Annotated in this window: 17 protein-coding genes; 13 read left to right on the top strand and 4 right to left on the bottom strand. The window is 55.3% G+C overall.

Annotated features, from left to right (window positions below):
* Nucleotides 1-20: 20 nt before the first annotated feature.
* The 7 genes from TC41_RS07955 (at nucleotide 21) to TC41_RS16225 (ending at nucleotide 5,737) form a co-directional block, all read left to right on the top strand.
* Nucleotides 21-1,010, top strand: a complete 990-nt coding sequence (locus TC41_RS07955) for a MinD/ParA family ATP-binding protein (RefSeq protein ID WP_237699858.1) — start codon at nucleotides 21-23, stop codon at nucleotides 1,008-1,010.
* Nucleotides 1,000-1,836 (top strand): hypothetical protein, encoded by an 837-nt coding sequence (locus TC41_RS15765; protein ID WP_193352797.1) that lies wholly within the window; start codon nucleotides 1,000-1,002, stop codon nucleotides 1,834-1,836. Before TC41_RS07955 ends, TC41_RS15765 begins: the two co-directional genes overlap by 11 nt.
* A gap of 60 nt (nucleotides 1,837-1,896) precedes the next feature.
* On the top strand, nucleotides 1,897-3,273 hold the full coding sequence (locus tag TC41_RS07950) for a CpaF family protein (protein ID WP_014464509.1): 1,377 nt from the start codon (nucleotides 1,897-1,899) through the stop codon (nucleotides 3,271-3,273).
* A 68-nt stretch (nucleotides 3,274-3,341) separates the two neighbouring features.
* On the top strand, nucleotides 3,342-4,181 hold the full coding sequence (locus TC41_RS07945) for a type II secretion system F family protein (protein ID WP_237699857.1): 840 nt from the start codon (nucleotides 3,342-3,344) through the stop codon (nucleotides 4,179-4,181).
* An 88-nt stretch (nucleotides 4,182-4,269) separates the two neighbouring features.
* Nucleotides 4,270-4,617: a hypothetical protein gene (locus TC41_RS07940; RefSeq protein WP_193352796.1), complete on the top strand. Its 348-nt coding sequence runs from the start codon at nucleotides 4,270-4,272 to the stop codon at nucleotides 4,615-4,617.
* A gap of 84 nt (nucleotides 4,618-4,701) precedes the next feature.
* Nucleotides 4,702-5,154 (top strand): hypothetical protein, encoded by a 453-nt coding sequence (locus tag TC41_RS07935; protein ID WP_041695205.1) that lies wholly within the window; start codon nucleotides 4,702-4,704, stop codon nucleotides 5,152-5,154.
* Nucleotides 5,132-5,737: a hypothetical protein gene (locus tag TC41_RS16225; protein ID WP_148260143.1), complete on the top strand. Its 606-nt coding sequence runs from the start codon at nucleotides 5,132-5,134 to the stop codon at nucleotides 5,735-5,737. Before TC41_RS07935 ends, TC41_RS16225 begins: the two co-directional genes overlap by 23 nt.
* A 402-nt stretch (nucleotides 5,738-6,139) precedes the next feature.
* On the opposite strand, the gene TC41_RS16220 is transcribed toward TC41_RS16225, so the two are convergent.
* Both TC41_RS16220 and TC41_RS16485 read right to left on the bottom strand, forming a co-directional pair.
* Nucleotides 6,140-6,568, bottom strand: coding sequence for a hypothetical protein (locus tag TC41_RS16220; protein WP_148260142.1), 429 nt, complete (start codon nucleotides 6,566-6,568; stop codon nucleotides 6,140-6,142).
* A gap of 356 nt (nucleotides 6,569-6,924) precedes the next feature.
* Nucleotides 6,925-7,224 (bottom strand): hypothetical protein, encoded by a 300-nt coding sequence (locus tag TC41_RS16485; protein WP_148260141.1) that lies wholly within the window; start codon nucleotides 7,222-7,224, stop codon nucleotides 6,925-6,927.
* Between TC41_RS16485 and TC41_RS07920 the strand changes: the two genes are divergently transcribed.
* From TC41_RS07920 to zapE, 6 genes are all read left to right on the top strand, one after another.
* A complete protein-coding gene (locus TC41_RS07920; RefSeq protein ID WP_041695202.1) occupies nucleotides 7,190-8,872 on the top strand; it encodes an amidoligase family protein in 1,683 nt (560 codons plus the stop codon). The two genes, TC41_RS16485 and TC41_RS07920, sit on opposite strands and share 35 nt — an antisense overlap.
* A gap of 64 nt (nucleotides 8,873-8,936) precedes the next feature.
* Nucleotides 8,937-9,407 carry a gamma-glutamylcyclotransferase family protein gene (locus tag TC41_RS07915; protein WP_041695201.1) on the top strand — a complete coding sequence of 157 codons (471 nt, stop codon included), beginning with the start codon at nucleotides 8,937-8,939 and terminating at the stop codon, nucleotides 9,405-9,407.
* Nucleotides 9,385-10,203 carry a hypothetical protein gene (locus tag TC41_RS07910; protein WP_014464500.1) on the top strand — a complete coding sequence of 273 codons (819 nt, stop codon included), beginning with the start codon at nucleotides 9,385-9,387 and terminating at the stop codon, nucleotides 10,201-10,203. The genes TC41_RS07915 and TC41_RS07910 overlap by 23 nt, the downstream gene beginning before the upstream one ends.
* Before the next feature lie 218 nt (nucleotides 10,204-10,421).
* Nucleotides 10,422-10,673, top strand: a complete 252-nt coding sequence (locus TC41_RS07900; protein ID WP_014464498.1) for an AbrB/MazE/SpoVT family DNA-binding domain-containing protein — start codon at nucleotides 10,422-10,424, stop codon at nucleotides 10,671-10,673.
* A 607-nt stretch (nucleotides 10,674-11,280) separates the two neighbouring features.
* Nucleotides 11,281-11,799 carry a shikimate kinase gene (locus tag TC41_RS07895; RefSeq protein WP_041695200.1) on the top strand — a complete coding sequence of 173 codons (519 nt, stop codon included), beginning with the start codon at nucleotides 11,281-11,283 and terminating at the stop codon, nucleotides 11,797-11,799.
* Nucleotides 11,800-11,814: 15 nt separating this feature from the next.
* A complete protein-coding gene (gene zapE, locus TC41_RS07890) occupies nucleotides 11,815-12,735 on the top strand; it encodes an AFG1/ZapE family ATPase (RefSeq protein WP_041695199.1) in 921 nt (306 codons plus the stop codon).
* A gap of 4 nt (nucleotides 12,736-12,739) precedes the next feature.
* Here zapE and TC41_RS07885 read toward each other — a convergent pair whose 3' ends face one another.
* Complete coding sequence (locus tag TC41_RS07885; protein ID WP_041695198.1) at nucleotides 12,740-13,639, bottom strand: YqhG family protein; 900 nt, start codon at nucleotides 13,637-13,639, stop codon at nucleotides 12,740-12,742.
* The gene (locus TC41_RS07880; RefSeq protein WP_014464493.1) at nucleotides 13,636-15,354 is read right to left on the bottom strand and encodes a DEAD/DEAH box helicase; all 1,719 of its coding nucleotides are present in this window, start codon (nucleotides 15,352-15,354) and stop codon (nucleotides 13,636-13,638) included. The genes TC41_RS07885 and TC41_RS07880 overlap by 4 nt, the downstream gene beginning before the upstream one ends.
* Nucleotides 15,355-15,417: the final 63 nt, after the last annotated feature.

Below are 15,417 nucleotides of genomic sequence, written 5' to 3'. Positions count from 1 at the left end.
GAGGATGGAACCCAGCTACCGTGCAACACGTCAAGAACACGTTGGGCCTGTCAACACTTTACTGCACACTGGATACGTTGGCGCCCGAGCAATTTGAAGGCTTGCGGCAACAGGGATACGACGACGTGGTGCCCTATCCGCCTGCGGTGGAGTATGCACGTCGTTGGGAACGCGAGGTGAATACCGAGAATCCAACGACCTTGGCGAGTCTCGTGAGTCAACGCCGAAAAACGACGTACACAGCGTATGTGGAATCCAAGCCCTTTCAACCACCTGCGCCAACGCCTCGCAGAGCCACCGTCATTTGCGTGACAGGGGTCAAGGGGGGTGTCGGAAAAACTACCATGGCAGTGCTGCTTGCCAATGCGATGGTCGCACGGGGAAAGCGGATCGTGGTCGCGGAACTCGACCCGTATGGAAACCTGGCCAATCTATTTCGTGTGGAACGCACGGTGACCGCAGACCGTTTCGAAACACTCCCAGACGTCTTGACTGATCCTGAGCTAGAGCAAAACATGTTGCGGACACCCGCAGGATGGTGGTTGATTCCCAAGGGAGATCGTCCGCTCGGATTAAGCAAAGACGGCGTGGCACGACTGATTCATCTCGTGGGACTGTATGCGGATGCGCTGATTCTGGATACCCATGCTGGGCACCTGATGTCGACCGTGGTGGCAATGCGCGAAGCCGATCGGGTGCTGGGCGTAACGACGGCGGATCGTACCACGTGGACCGATTTGCGCGCGTTCCTGCACATGAGTGAGCGTCCTGTGTATCTGGTGTTGAATCGCGTGCGTGAGCGTCCGCGAAAAGCCGCAGCCATCAGTGCATTTTTGCAGAAGGAGATTGGCTTTCGGGTTGCGGCCATCGTCCATGAAGATGACACGCTTTACCAGCGCGTGCAACAAGGATTGACGCCGTTAGGTTCTCGCAAAACGAATGCTCGCATTCATCAGTTGATTCAAACACTCTCCATTTCGACGAAGGAGGCGAAATCGCATGAAGCGTAGTGCGTTTCTACTGACGGGCGTAGGACTTGCGTTGGCAGCAGGCGTGCTTTTTGCGGCAGGTTATCGACTGACAACCGCTACGGTGCCGGTGATCGCCGCCAACACATACATTCCCGCAGATACGCCAGTCGAGCCCAATGAACTGACGACGATCGCCGTGCCGCGTCGTTTTGCGAAACAGGCCGGCCTTTTAAATATCTCACCCTCGCAATTGGCTGGACACTACTTGTCCGTCTCCACGGTGCCGGATGAGCCCATTAGTGTGAACATGGTTGCGAATACCAACGACCTGCAAGCCCTGCTCAATCAATATGTGTCGATCCATCACACGCAGGGTGTGGTCATGAACTTCACCGCCAATTCCGCACTCGCCAATCTGGTAGAGCCCGGGCAAATGATCGCGCTCACGGTGACACCGCAGGGGCAAAATGCAACGCCTCAGCTTTATCCGGTCTATGTACTGTCGGTGTTGGAACCGCAAACAAGCAACAACTCGACGTTCGGAGGAAACTCATCATCTTCCAAAGTACTCTATCTGTTCGTGCCTATGAGCGAATATCCGGTAGTGGCCAGCGCCGTTCTGGCGGGTAATGCCCAGGTTGTGCTCTACCCGACGGGAATGACGCTCCCATCAACGACAAACAGCGCATCGTCTGTCGCTCCCAACGCTCCACAGTCGATGCCGGCCACCAATGCGACCAGTGCGACAAATGGGCCAAACGTCACTGTAACTTCCAATCCCACAGCTCCTGTGGCACCACCGTCAACGACGAAATCTCCAACGAGGCAATCTTCTTCTAGACAGCATTCCGTGCATGCCAAGTAACCCATACATAGAAGGGCGGCTAGGATATGGCCGCCCTTTATGATGCGAGGAGGGTCATGAATGCCGAATCTCCAAGAAATTGAGCGCGTCCAAACGCAAATGGAACAAATGTTGAAAGAAGATCCACGTGATGACTTTTATCGTGAAGCGAGCGAACATCACAAAAAGCTGATGGCCGAAATCCGTCGGCGCCAGGAATGGTGGCGGGACTTGCCGCCTCGTCGCGCGGCCTACGCGTATTTGGGCAAGATTGCGGGCGAGCTCGGGATCCCTCCCAACTATCGTGAGTATGTCATTACCATGGCGCTCAACGATATGTACTCGTATGGTAAAATCCAACATCTGATCGATGATCCGCTCGTTTCGGACATTCAAATTTACGGAGAACATTTCACCTTCTACATCAAGGAAGGCAAGAGATACATATCCACTGAGGGGTACATGGATAACGAAGAAGTATTGACTTTTGTTCAGAAAAAGTTGTCAGGAACAAATTATCGATTTGACATGACCAATCCATCTACGGACGCCATTCTTCCGGACGGGTATCGGATGCATGTGGTGGGCGGACCTGCAGGATGGACACTGCCAGAAGACGAGGACGGGCGTCGGCTGGAGAAGGATTGTTTGATCGTGACGATTCGTAAACCGCTTCGGAATTTCACGTTGCAGGAACTTCTCTCGCTGCACGTCTTCGACGAGAAAATCTATCTGTTCTTTCAGTGGATGCAGCGCTTGGCGAGATCGTTTGTGGTGGTGGGTGGCACCGGTTCATCCAAGTCGACGCTGATGGCTGCGCTTTTGGGATTGATTCCGCCCGATCGAATGAGTTGCGTTATTGAGGAAATGCCTGAACTCCAGCCTCTGTGCGCTTGGGCGGCAAGGTTGTATGAACGAGCGCCGAATGCGGAAGGTCGCGGTGCGGTACGCATGGCGCAACAGATCGTCAACACGCTGCGGATGATGTTCGACAACGTTTATATCGGTGAGGTTCGAACGAGCATCGTATTGTGGGAGTTCTTCCAAGCCGCGGCGACGGTGACGTATCAGACGGCAACAACCCTTCATGTGGCCGGATTCGCAAACGCTGGCGCAGCGATTCGGCGAATGGCAGCGTTGCTTTCGAGTCACGAATCCAGGCCATCGACTGCGATGGTGGGGGACCTGATTTCCATGAGTGTACGGCACATTATCAGCATGCGCTCAGTGCCGGAGCGCGGAGGCAAGCGTGTCGTGGAAATTGCGGAAGTCCTGCCGTATGAGCCGCGTGAACAGCGCATCCCCTACGTGACCCTTGCGAAGTGGGATCCGCGAACGGATAGTTGGGTGTTCCACGGAATAACTGAACAAATGGCTGAAGAAGCTGCGCTTCATGGCCATACGATCTCCGAGTTGCCGATCCTCGAAACCCCGAACGTGCAATACGTCTACTTATGACGGAGGGAGGGCAACCATGACTGGACAAATCGTTGGCATTCTTGTGGCGTTGGCCATGCTTTGTTTTTTTGTTAGAAGCCGACCTGCGCCGCGCACAAGAGGAAGCGCTGTGGCTGGCTTCGATTCGGGAACGTTATCACGATCGAACATCGCGTTGGAAAAGTGCTCAAGCGATTCAGCAACTTAAGCGAGAGGCACAGGAGGCAGGTCTGCGTCTGCCTCCTGTGCTCATGATCGCTGTGAGCGGTTTTATCGTGGGGGCTGTCGCACTGAGCTTGGCGGAACAATCGGCGTGGTTTGGTGTGCCCGTAAGCCTTGGACTCACGATTCTCGTCACCGTGCTCTTTATCCGATCTCGCGCCAAGAAGAGAAAATATCAGTTTCTCCAAGTATTTGTTCGAGAAGCCATGCCCATCATCATCACTACGCTTCGCGCGACGGATCGCTTTGACGAGGCGTTGATGGACGTGACTCAGATTGCGCGTCATCCAACGCTTCGAAGAGAATTCCAACTTATGACTCAAAGTTGGCGCGGACTTCGTATCACGCCGGAAGAAGCGTTTGTGTTGGCGGCAGAACGATGGGGCATCCAAGAACTCATTCAGTTAGCTCACGCAACGGCAGTCGCTACGAAGTATCAGGCTGATCGGGCCAAACTGTGGCTGAGGTTTCGAGATCAGATCGAACGCGACGAAGACAAGCGGCGAGTCCTTCGGGCCAAGACGTTGGCGGGCCGCCGCAACGGATTGATCTACGCGGGACTCATGGTGTCGATGTTCGGCTTGGCATATCCGCGGGTACACCAGTATATGACCCCCTTTGCTCGAGACGGATTTTGGATTGTGTTGATCATTCTCATCGGTTGCACGTGGTGGATCTGGCGAATCGGCGAGGTGATGGAAGTTTGATATTGGAAAAGGCAAATCTTATACACCGGTGCGAACTTCTACACGGTTGACACGGCATTACACCGTAACCGTTGAGGATGGCGTAGCCGTGATGCACCATGCGCCGTCCTCATGGTGGCCTTGGTATTGGATGGACAGAGACAAGTTTCAGCGAGAACGCCTGCGGGCATACCAAAAACTGGCGCAGAGCGGTCGGACGGACATCCGCGAAGTGCGCGGGTACAGTCTCTGGATTGACTACACCCGGGACGGGTTCCAGCAACACGAAGAGCCGGTACAGTTCTGGCGTGACCAAATGGGCCTCATCTTTCTCTGGCTTTATAACGTCTACAACTGGCGCGTGAAGCGCGTCCCGAAACTCATGCGCTTGCTTCAGCGGGACACCGTGCGTGTGGGGACCATGGATTGGGCGACATTTGTCGAGCGATTTGGGTGAACCGGGACGTACTCAGGAGTGAGCATGCACATGTCGAATCATTGGATCATCCCTAAACGATGAAGCATACGAGGAGGAAATCATATGCCCGTGTCGAATCATACTATCATCCCTTTTTCGGCGACTGAGCAGCGAAACGTGTGCATCCATGGCTTGATAGTTGGAGAATGTCGAAGCGTTGTCGAAGAAGTTCAAAAGCTAGTCGAGGAAGAACGGATGAGACTGCAAGAATTCTATGAGCGCATGAACAAATCCTTTGTAGAAGATGCCGAAACGTTTACACGATGGGAAAAACACCGTTCCATATTAGCCAAATACATCCGCGAGCTATTAAGTCTCTCTGACATCAAGCGAATCTTAGTCGTCGGATCCGGTAATTGCTACGATCTCGATTTACACGTGTTCAACGAGCATGAGGTCGTTGTCACATTCATCGACATCGACGCTGAAGCAACACGTCGAGCAATTGAAGACCGGGAACCCATGTTGCTTCAAAAAAGCAAATATCATACAAATGGACATTTTGGGATGGAATGATACGCTTGAATCCATCAAAGCAGTATTTGCCCAGGGAGATACGCAAGAGATTCTTCGTGCGTTCAAGCAAGCCCGAAAGAAATTTCGTCGTTCCGTACAAAGCGTAGATGAAATGTTCGATGCGGTTATCATTCTTCCCTTGTTTACTCAACTTGTAGCACCCTATTTGCTCAGCGAAGAGCAGAACGGTAGGGTTTGGTTGCGAGATCATCGCTATCCAGTGCATAAAATTCACACAGAAATACAGTACCTGTCTGATCTTGCATCACGAATGGTGCTGGACCGATTGTATGAAAATGTTCGACCAGGCGGGTATTTATTGGCGATTTGTGAACTGTTCAATGCTTTTGAACATCCATATCGGAATCACTTCATATCTCGATATGGCGTGAATACACTGGACGCGATCAACCACGCTATCCAACATGGTGTTTATAACGGGTGCAAGGGATTCTTGGGATGGTTCCATGAGAAACGTGAGACGTTCAGTGACATGATGGCGGCCGGTTGGTTATGGGATTTTGACGAGTATATCATGTATGCGGTTCTGATGAATAGGGTAAGAAAGACGGATGCCATCTAGTAAAATGGAATGCCCTTTTTGCCTTCCACCCCTCCTTGATGTGAAGGGGGGATTTTTTGTTTTGTGATATCACACATGCCACCTGAAATCCCGTTCAACCCAGAAATTGTGTTCGATACCCTCAGTGCTTGGATCGAAGCTCGCGAACCTATTTCGGATTCGTGGTGTGTGCTAGGGAAAGTCGTGTATCACCGTTTCCGACAGACGCCATACAAAGAGTTTGTGGTGGACTTGATGCCTGATAATGGCCCCGAACCTACGGAACGTCTTCACATGATCGTAGCTCGGCGAAGACTGGAACGCCCGCGAAAACTCAAGACGTATGGACGAGATGGAAGTCCTCGCCTACACATGGCTGATATGCCTGTATGTGCAGGAAGCGGCGGCACAATGTCCGTATCATCAACCGCGGGTCGAACTAATCTGTCGGCTCAATCCCTTTTCGGAGATCAAGACGGAGGTATGTCTTACGCAACTCGGGGTCACGAATAAAATCAAATCCATATTTTGAGTAATACGATATTTGCCGCTGGCGCTGTTCTTCGTTTTCCCAATTTTGCTGATGTGTTGAATGGGAACATCAATAAGCATCATGTACAGTCTCCCTGCGCGCTGATCTTCCTGGTTATAACGAAGATCAGCGCGTACAGCCCTTGGTGCGTAGTTAAAATGTGGTGAACAACATTCAATGTAAATGTAATTTCCAGATTCCCTCGCCTTTACGAAGAACGGCGTTCCTTCTTTATCAAATCCTACGTGTAAAAGAGAATCAGCGTTTTGGTTCAACTTTTTCAAAGAAAACGTTCCATTCCACTGAAGAAATCCGTTCATTTACTTTAGATGGTCGATTTCGAAGTTCATTATTGGCCGTTGACGTCAATGTTCTTTTCCAAAAAAAGATTCTGTCCATCTTCATACAGAAGGCTAATTTAGACATTCGTTTTTAAAAATTCCTGCTGTATATGAGCAGGCGACGGCCCATCAAGGGGGGTGAACTTAAATGATGTATGATTCATACCAATTTAACACAACCGAGTTGTTTCGAAAAATAGACGCCTGGCTTCGTGAAAAACCTGGAATCCAAGAATGCGAAGTGGTGCCGCTTTGGGAGTATTCAAACCTCGGGGTTGAAATCAAAGTGAAACTCCATACAAATTTAACAAAGGATATACTTCCTATTGCACAGGTCACTGGCCGAGGCAGAGGATACTTTGATTTTCCTCATCTGCGGTCAAAACAACATGCGGCAGAAGCCCCTCGCATATGCTTGGGTTGTTGCGGCCTATCTTGAAGAGAAAGGGGTTCGTATCAAGCTTCGCCCCACCGTCGACGCGCTTGCCAAATTGCAATCCTTCATTCGCCTGCCTGATGGACAGATTGTTGCGAACTGATGGGACGAAACATCCGCCATTTGCCTTCCACCCCTCCCTTACATGAAGGAGGGGTTTTTTTATGACCACCTGCGCCGTTTGCAGCAGACGTCTCACGCACCCTGTGTCCGTCGCACGCGGCACCGGCCCTGTCTGCGCTAAGCACGTGGCCGAGTTCATTGCTGCGATCTCCGCGCAGACTGCCGAGCGCATTCGTCAGTCGTGGGCGCGTCGTCGCGACGAAATGGTCGGCGTGAACGAGATGGCCATTGCGAACGCGAAGGCCCGGTTTCTCGCTCGCATTCGCAGGCAGCCCAGCGTTGCAACGTACAGCGGCATGATCGCAGACCAGTTCAGCAGGACGCGTGAACAGGACGAGGTGCTCGAGTTCCACCACTTCGCGGACGCCGCCGTGCAGGTGCACTCCGAGTCGGGCCGCGAGTACGTCGTGACGACCGACCGCACGGGCGCCGTGGCCGTCGCGTGTTCGTGCCCGGATCACCAGCATCGACATCGGGTGTGCCGACACATGGAGGGCTACAACCGATTCGCTTCCGAACGCCGGATGGCCGAGCAGTCCGAAGCCGAGCGCCAGCGCGTCGCAGAAGCGATGAGGACGGAGACGAGCTCCGAGGTGCCGCTCGAGACCACGAGCCGCGTGTCCGCCGCGCCGACGATCCTGACCCATATCGTCGACGGCGAGGTCGCGTGGGACAATGAGCGAGACCGTGCGCTCTACGCCTGGCACGAACTGCACCGCCACGACGGCGTGTACATGAGCCGGGACGACGCGCGGTGGCAAGCATTCCGAGACCATGCCCGGACGCTGGAGGGGCTCGGAGCGTACGAGACGGAGAACGTGCTGGATGGGTCGGGTCTCACCTTTGGGATCGAACTCGAAGTGGAGAACGTCAATCGCGAAGAGCTGGCGCGCGAACTGTACGCTTACGGATTCTCAACGCAACGGAACCAACAATCGTACAGCTCTCGCGTGAGTGAATCGACAGGCTGGGTTGTCAAGTATGACGGCAGCCTGGAAGGTGGTGGCGAGATCGTCTCACCGCCACTTCGTGACACGCCAGAGACGTGGGAGACTCTTCGAAAAATCACTGACATCGCGCATCAACTCGGTGCTACAACGGACAGGCACACCGGCCTGCACATTCATATGAGCCACTCGATCCTCGACGACCGGGGTTATCGCTGGCAGCGGCTTGCCCGCTACATCTACTGGTTCGGGAACGAGTACTACAAGATGGGGGCGGCGAGCGATCGTCATTATGCCACCGTACATCGCGGTTTGCGTTACGCAGGACCGCTGCGCCTGCGCGACCTTCGTCAACTGCGCCGCAATGACACCGCGATGTCGGCTTCGCGCAAGTTGATTGGTTACCGTTGGCACGAAGACCGATACAAGATCATCAACACGGCCAAGTTCGTGGAGCACAACGTCCCAACGGTGGAATTCCGATACCCGAATGGCTCATTGGACCCGATCATCATCCAACGCCAGATCCAGTTGGCGAACGCCACGATGATGCAGGCAGCGTATCTGCGCAAACACATGCCCGGCGCTGAGCGTCTTCCGGCGCTGTTCCGGGGTGACAGCTCGGATGCGCTGGCCGAAGGAACAGAAGGACGCTTCCGCCAGTTTCTCGATACGCTCGGGAGCGACCGTCTGCGTCGTATCGCGACAGGGCTATGGGTCCGAGGCGAGGTTCCTCTCTTTTATCAAGAACAAACACATGTTGACAGCAGAGGATGACGGAAGTATACTCGACTCAAATCAAGATGGAGATTCCAATCAAGGCAAAAGGAGGGCGGTGCGGATGATCTACTTTGCCTATGGGAGTTGCATGAACGAACGTGACTTCCGGCGGACGTGTCCGACCGCCCACATGCTCTGCGAGGACGCAATTTTGTTCGGGCATCGGCTCACATTCAACGGGTATTCGGCACATCGAAATGGCGGCGTGGCGAACATCGTTCCGGCGCGGGGTCACACGGTCCATGGGGTGCTTTGGTATGTGTCGGACCACGAGGCGAAGCGGCTCGATCGGCGAGAGGGTGCTCCGTACGTCTATCACCGCAAGCTTGTGCAGGTGCGCTGCTGTGGCATGTGGGAAGAGGCGGTGACGTATCAGCTTGTCCATCCGCTGCCTCATGAGATCGCGCCGTCGGACGAGTACGCGCAGCTCATTCTCGGCGGAATTGTCAATCCAACGTATCGGCGTCGCGTAGAACAACACATCGCTCGGTTAAGGGAGGAAGGCACGTATGGGACAGCAGTTACAGCCTAATGCGGAGGCGTTGATGCAACGGATCATGGACGGCACCTTTGACACTGCGTGGCGGGCCAAGTTCTGGACGCCGCTCAAGGAAGGCGAGGCTCCCACGAAGGAGTACCTGGTGAAGTTCCTGGATCGCGAGGCGGCGGAGACGCATTGTCCTGTGGGGATCCTGACCTATGTCATGGACTACCCTTACTTCGACACGGACGACGAGATCACGAAGGCCCTCATGCGGCTGGAGATCGTCAAACCCCTCCATCACGACCTGACGATGGTGGGTGTCCGGTCGAAGATCGTGTACGGGCCGGTGTTGATTCTCGATAACACGCAACCGCCGCCGTATGCGGACCCCGAGGAGGCGGAGGAGTACGAGGACATGGAGTGGAGCGACGAGGAGGTCGAGTGGAACATCTTCAACGACCGGACGCTGATCCAGTCCTTGATCCGCAACGGCGCACTCGTCCTGATGGAGCGCGCGGACGTGTTCGTGCTGAGAGGCGATGCGGCGCTGCGGAAGGTCAAAGAGGGGCATTGCGGGAGCTGCCGTTACTGGCGGGACGGTCTCTGCACGGCGTACTATCAGCGCACGAGTGAAAACGCGCCCATTGGCCGCTCGTGCACGGACTTCTATCCGCGGCCCGAGAAAGAAAAGTCACCCTCAGATCGATACGTGCTGTTGGAGGCCGACGACATCTACATCCCGCCGTACACGGCGAATGCGTTGTTTGAGGCAGACGGAAGCGAGACGGGGTGGCTTAAAGAACTGAAGCAGGAGATCCGCGATAAGGGTCTGAAGACGGACTGAGGTGATCGGCCATGTTTCACCACTATCACTCATATTCGCACTATGCGTATCACCCATTGCTCCACGAGTTCGGGCGCTCCATCGTGCACGGGTTCGGTTGGGGCATCGGCTGGCAATTGGCGAGACATTTGCCGTTTGCGCTATTGCTTCTCATAGTTGTCGTGTTAGGTGTAGGATGGATGATCATGAGGCGGAGATATTAAGGGGGAGGATGTCGGATGCTTGTGACAGGGTACGTTCGGAAAATCGATCATCTCGGGCGACTCGTGATCCCGAAGCGCCTGAGGAAGGACTTGGCCATTGGACAAGATGATTCGATCGAGATCTACGTGGAAGGCGACACCGTTGTGCTAAGCAAGTATGCGCCCAAATGCATCTTCTGTGGCGAGAAGGCTGAAAAGGTCTTTCACGAACGAGCCGTCTGCCAGGCGTGCTTGGAGGAGTTGAAGGCGAAGAGTAAGGTGAGCTGAGGCCCGCGGTGAATGCGGGCCTTTCAATATCGCACAGCTTCCTCAACCTTGGCCATCCGCTCAAGCGGAACCTGGACGGAGGAGCCTTCCGCTGAACGCAGATACAGCCTCGAATCCTTCACGAATGGCACGCCTTCAAGCACCTTGTCTCCAAGCTTGCTCTTGAGGGTGATCCGAACCGGGGTCTCCGCCTTAGCAATTTTGGTTCTCTACTTCCTTCTTTTCATTTTTATTACCTTTGGAAGTTCAAATCGTATCTGTCGCAAACAAGTGGTGATACTCTGGTTCCACGGTATGATTTCGACTAAACGATTGGGCAATCCATAACCGGAGGTTTGAACTAAGTTTCGAATTGAAATCTGCGGTGAGTGAGGTGCGGTACCTGTAGCGAGTTGCAAACTAAACTGCAAACGGACATCGAATAGAGTAAACGGACATAGCAACACGTGAAGCACTGTGATACTGGATTAATCAAGGTTACATGAACTAAAATTTCTCAACTGAACGCATAAAAACACTCGTTTTGATACAATGTCCTTTGTGTACGACACGAGCGCGCGCGACGTGGTGTCGTGGCAAGATAACGGCCCTCGGTCATGATGGAGTGATGAGAACCTTGCGTATCGCGTTAGTGGGATTCATGGGGTGCGGGAAGTCGACCGTGGGTCCTGTCCTTGCGCGCCGCCTTGGCGTTGACTTCGTCGATCTCGACCTTGAGATTCAGCAGATGGCCGGCAGAACCATCGCGGAGATTTTTGAGCAGGATGGCGAGCGGGCGTTCCGCTCGCTTGAATCCGAGTGTTTGGCGCGCTGCGCTCGCCAGTCTCACTTGGTGGTCGCCCCTGGAGGGGGCGTCGTCACCGTACAAGCCAACCGTCGCCTTTTGCGCAGCCATTTCCACGTCGCCTATCTCCGTGCGCGGCCGGCGACTCTCGCAGAGCGTTTGCGAGGGCAGGCCGAACACCGCCCCCTGTTGCGAGGACATCCGCTCGAAGACCGGATCGCGCGCCTGATGAGAGAACGCGCGGCGTTTTACGATGAAGTCGCTTCGCAGATTGTCGACGTCGATGGGAAATCCCCTGAAGCTATCGCTGAAGAAATTTCAAGTGGCCTGAAATCGACCTGAAGGGGCGAAAGCCACGTGCAACATATCGGAGGCATCCTCCAGCATTCACACGTGTCGGCTGATCGCTACGATGCTTCGTACTTTCTCCGGGAGATTCCGGAGCTTCAGCAGGCCTCGCTTGCCGAAGAGACGATTTTGCGCCACAGTGCGCTGCTTTACGAGTATTTGCGGCAGAAGAGGATCTGCGAGCAATGCACAGGGTTTGAGCGGTGTGGCAAGGCGGGTGACATGCGTGGCTTTGAGCAAGTCCTGGAAGTCAGTACGCGCGGGCTCGCGACTCGCGTTCGTCGGTGTACGCCGTTTCAGGAGTATGTGGTTAAAGAGCGCGTGCGCCGCTATGCACAGTTGGCGGGCGTAACGGAGCTTGGCGACGACTTTCGTTTTGAGAACTTCCCCGAGGAGCAGGCGAGGAAATATCCGAAGGTGTTGAGATATGCCCAGGAATTCGCTCGTACCTGGAGTCCACAGGAGGCACCGCGGGCTGGGCTGTACTTGTTCGGTCCCCCGGGCGTGGGAAAGACGCATCTCATGTTCGCGGTGTTTCGCGAGCTCCAGCGGCGCGGCGTTCCGTCTCTGGTCGTTCGGTCGGATTCCCTGTTCGATCACATGCGGCACGTCATCGCGGCGGGGGAAGATCTGGAGCCGTTTCTCGAAACGCTTTCCACGGTGCCTGTTCTCGGGATCGATGAATTCGCGCAGGAGCGAGCGAACGAGTTTAGCATGGAGAAGCTGTTTCGAATCATCAATTACCGGTTTCATCACAAACTGTCGACGTGGTTTACCAGCAATTTTAGTCCTCCCGACGCGTATCGGCGCGGAGTGGATGATCTCCTTGACACAGTGGCGCCGCTGCGATCGCGCGTGATGAGCATGTGCATTCTCGTGAAAATGGACGGACCGGATGCGCGCCAGCGCAATCTCCGCACCCTGGTCTGACTCGTCAAGTGCGGGGTGGTCGTGCTTGCTGGACGCGCAGGCCGACGAGGGCCACCTGATGAATGCGACATTCGACCCGCGGCGCGCTTTTTTCGATCAGCGCAGCCTGCTTCCGATCCCTTTCTGCCAAGGCCGAGGCGCGTTCTTCCTCCGTGAGCTCATCCAACAAGCTCTCGTAGTAGGCGGACAGCTGGGCGAGGTCGCCATGGAGACGAGCCATCGCTTCCTTGGCCCAAGCGTCGTCCTGCGCGGCTACGTGATCGGTGAGCGCGCGCTGAAGAACGCGCCATGCGTCGTAGACCGTGTGGCGACTGTGGCGGAGAAGCTCCGACGCAGGGACACCGGATAGGTCCCGGTGTTGAATGCGTTCGTAAAACCGGTCGACGACTTGCAGGTTGTCCAAACATACGGCGTAGGAGAACCATTCTTCCCGGTTGAGATCGGCCGTGTAGGCAAAGACGCCGTTGACCATCATCCAGGGCACGAGTTCGCCTTCCGCGTCTCCTTCTCCCACGCAGGCGATCCGGCCGCGTCGAGCGGCACTGAGCAGAATTCTGTCGAACAGAGGACTGCCGAAGTCGATGCGATCGACGCGCGGCTTCACGCTCCAGGGGAACGGCGAAGGGGGCTGTTCTGCGTTCAGACGGGCCTCTTCTCGCGCCTGCGCCTCGGCATCGAATGCCAACCGCAGCACCGTCGGCTCGATCGACTGATGCGTGGCTTCCACCCACATCCAATAGAAGGGTCGCTCGATGAGTTCTTTGTCCACGTCGACGGGAAGCTTGTACTCCCGGTACATGGGACGAGCGAGGAGCGTACGAGCCCCGACGGATGTGAAGTACCGATCACAGAACGACAGCCTTTGTTCTGGGGTTCGCAGCGGCGCTTGGGTCTCGGCGTTCAACGGCGACGCGCACCTCCTTTGGGGATCATGAGATCTTCCACCTGGATGGACTTGAGTTGGGTGACGAATTCCTCGTCGTCGCGGCTTGTCATGGCCGCCTCGAAGATGCGCTTCTCCCAAAGATCCAGTCGGATATCGCTTACAATGTCATCCAGCCGTCCGATCACGGCCTCAAACATGCGCACCTTTTCCTGAAGGATTTCCATGATGTGTTCTTCGATGGTGTCCTTCGTCACGAGGTTCGCGATGTGGCACGCGTGCGTTTGGCCGAGACGATGGATGCGTCCTATGCGCTGTTCAAGCCGCATTGGATTCCAGGGGAGGTCATAATTAATCATGTGGCTACAAAATTGAAGGTTAATTCCTTCTCCGCCGGATTCGGTGGCGACTAGCACGCGGATCTTCTTCGAGAACAGTTCCCGCATCCAGTCTTTCTTACCTCGGCGGAAGCCGCCGCGAAACGGTACCGCGCTGACCCCGTGTTTCTTCAGTGTGTACATGAGGAAATCTTGGGACGCTCGGTATTCCGTAAAGATGATCATCTTTTCTGGTCCATCTTCTAGTATCTTGAGTACTGCTTCCACCTTGGCGTACGACGGGATAGAGGTTCCTTGGTCGATCAGCGCCTGCAGGCGGCGAGCGCGATCGGGATCGCGCGTCTTCTTCAACATCTTCTCCAGCGACAGAAGCGCCGCGTACGAGGAACTGCAGATCTCGCGCTGCAGCGTGATGAGTGGGAGAATGGACGTGCGGGCTGTTTGCGAACGCTCATATTCGCTCCTTAGAAACGCCTGAACGGCTTCGTAAAACGCGCGTTCCTCTGGCGTCAATTCGACAGCAACCACGCGCACGTGACGCTTGGGCAGATCGAGCAGTCCGTCCTCTCGGCGGTTTCGGATCATGACCCGGCTGATGGTCTGACGCAAGGCCGCAGGGTCTTTGGGCGTTCGGGGACTCGCGACGAACCGCTCGGCGAATTCCGCGGGATTGCCGAGCTCTCCAGGTTTGAGCAGGGTGACCAACGTGTGCAACTCCTTGAGCTGATTCTGGATGGGCGTGGCCGTCAGCAGGAGCATGTATTTGTGTTGGAGCTGATTCAGCAGTTGCCAGTTCTTCGTGCTCGGGTTTTTCAGCTTGTGCGCTTCGTCGACGATGATCATGTCCCACCATTGGGCTCGAACCCGATCGGCGTGGGGCGGCCGTTTGGCCGTGTCGATGGAGGCGACAACGACGCCCTCCGCCTCCCACGTCCATTCGTCGCGCTGGGGAATCGCGTCGATGCGAAATTTCTGGTTCAACTCCTTGGTCCACTGCGAGACGAGAGACGCTGGCACGAGGACGAGGGCCCTTCGGACAAGCCCTCGCACCAGATATTCCTTGAGAATGAGCCCTGCTTCAATCGTTTTGCCGAGTCCCACCTCATCCGCAAGGATGGCCCTTCCGCGCAGATCGCGCACGACCCGGAGAGCAGTTTCCACTTGATGCGCAAGCGGTGTGAACTGCACGTGTTCGAGCGCGAGGAGTTGGTCCAAGGCGGGTGCAAGCCAAGCCTGACGCGCCAGCGCGCCGAGGCGGAAGAGTTCCCAATCAGCGTCTTGGCTTCCTCGCCCTAGGTGGAGGAGCGCCTCGAGTTCCGCTTCCACATCCAACCCACTGATGGAAAACGACCACGGGCGATCTCCGGCGTTCAAGGACTTGTTCTCGAGTTCTCGCACGCAGACCCCCTCCTCGTCTTGTTCTGCTCGCTGCAGTCATGTAGTATGTGACAGGTGATATCG

The organism is Alicyclobacillus acidocaldarius subsp. acidocaldarius Tc-4-1, assembly GCF_000219875.1.
GTDB lineage: Bacteria > Bacillota > Bacilli > Alicyclobacillales > Alicyclobacillaceae > Alicyclobacillus > Alicyclobacillus acidocaldarius_A.
The sequence above is the reverse complement of the archived record's forward strand: the minus strand, read 5'-3'. Positions and strand labels throughout refer to the sequence as shown.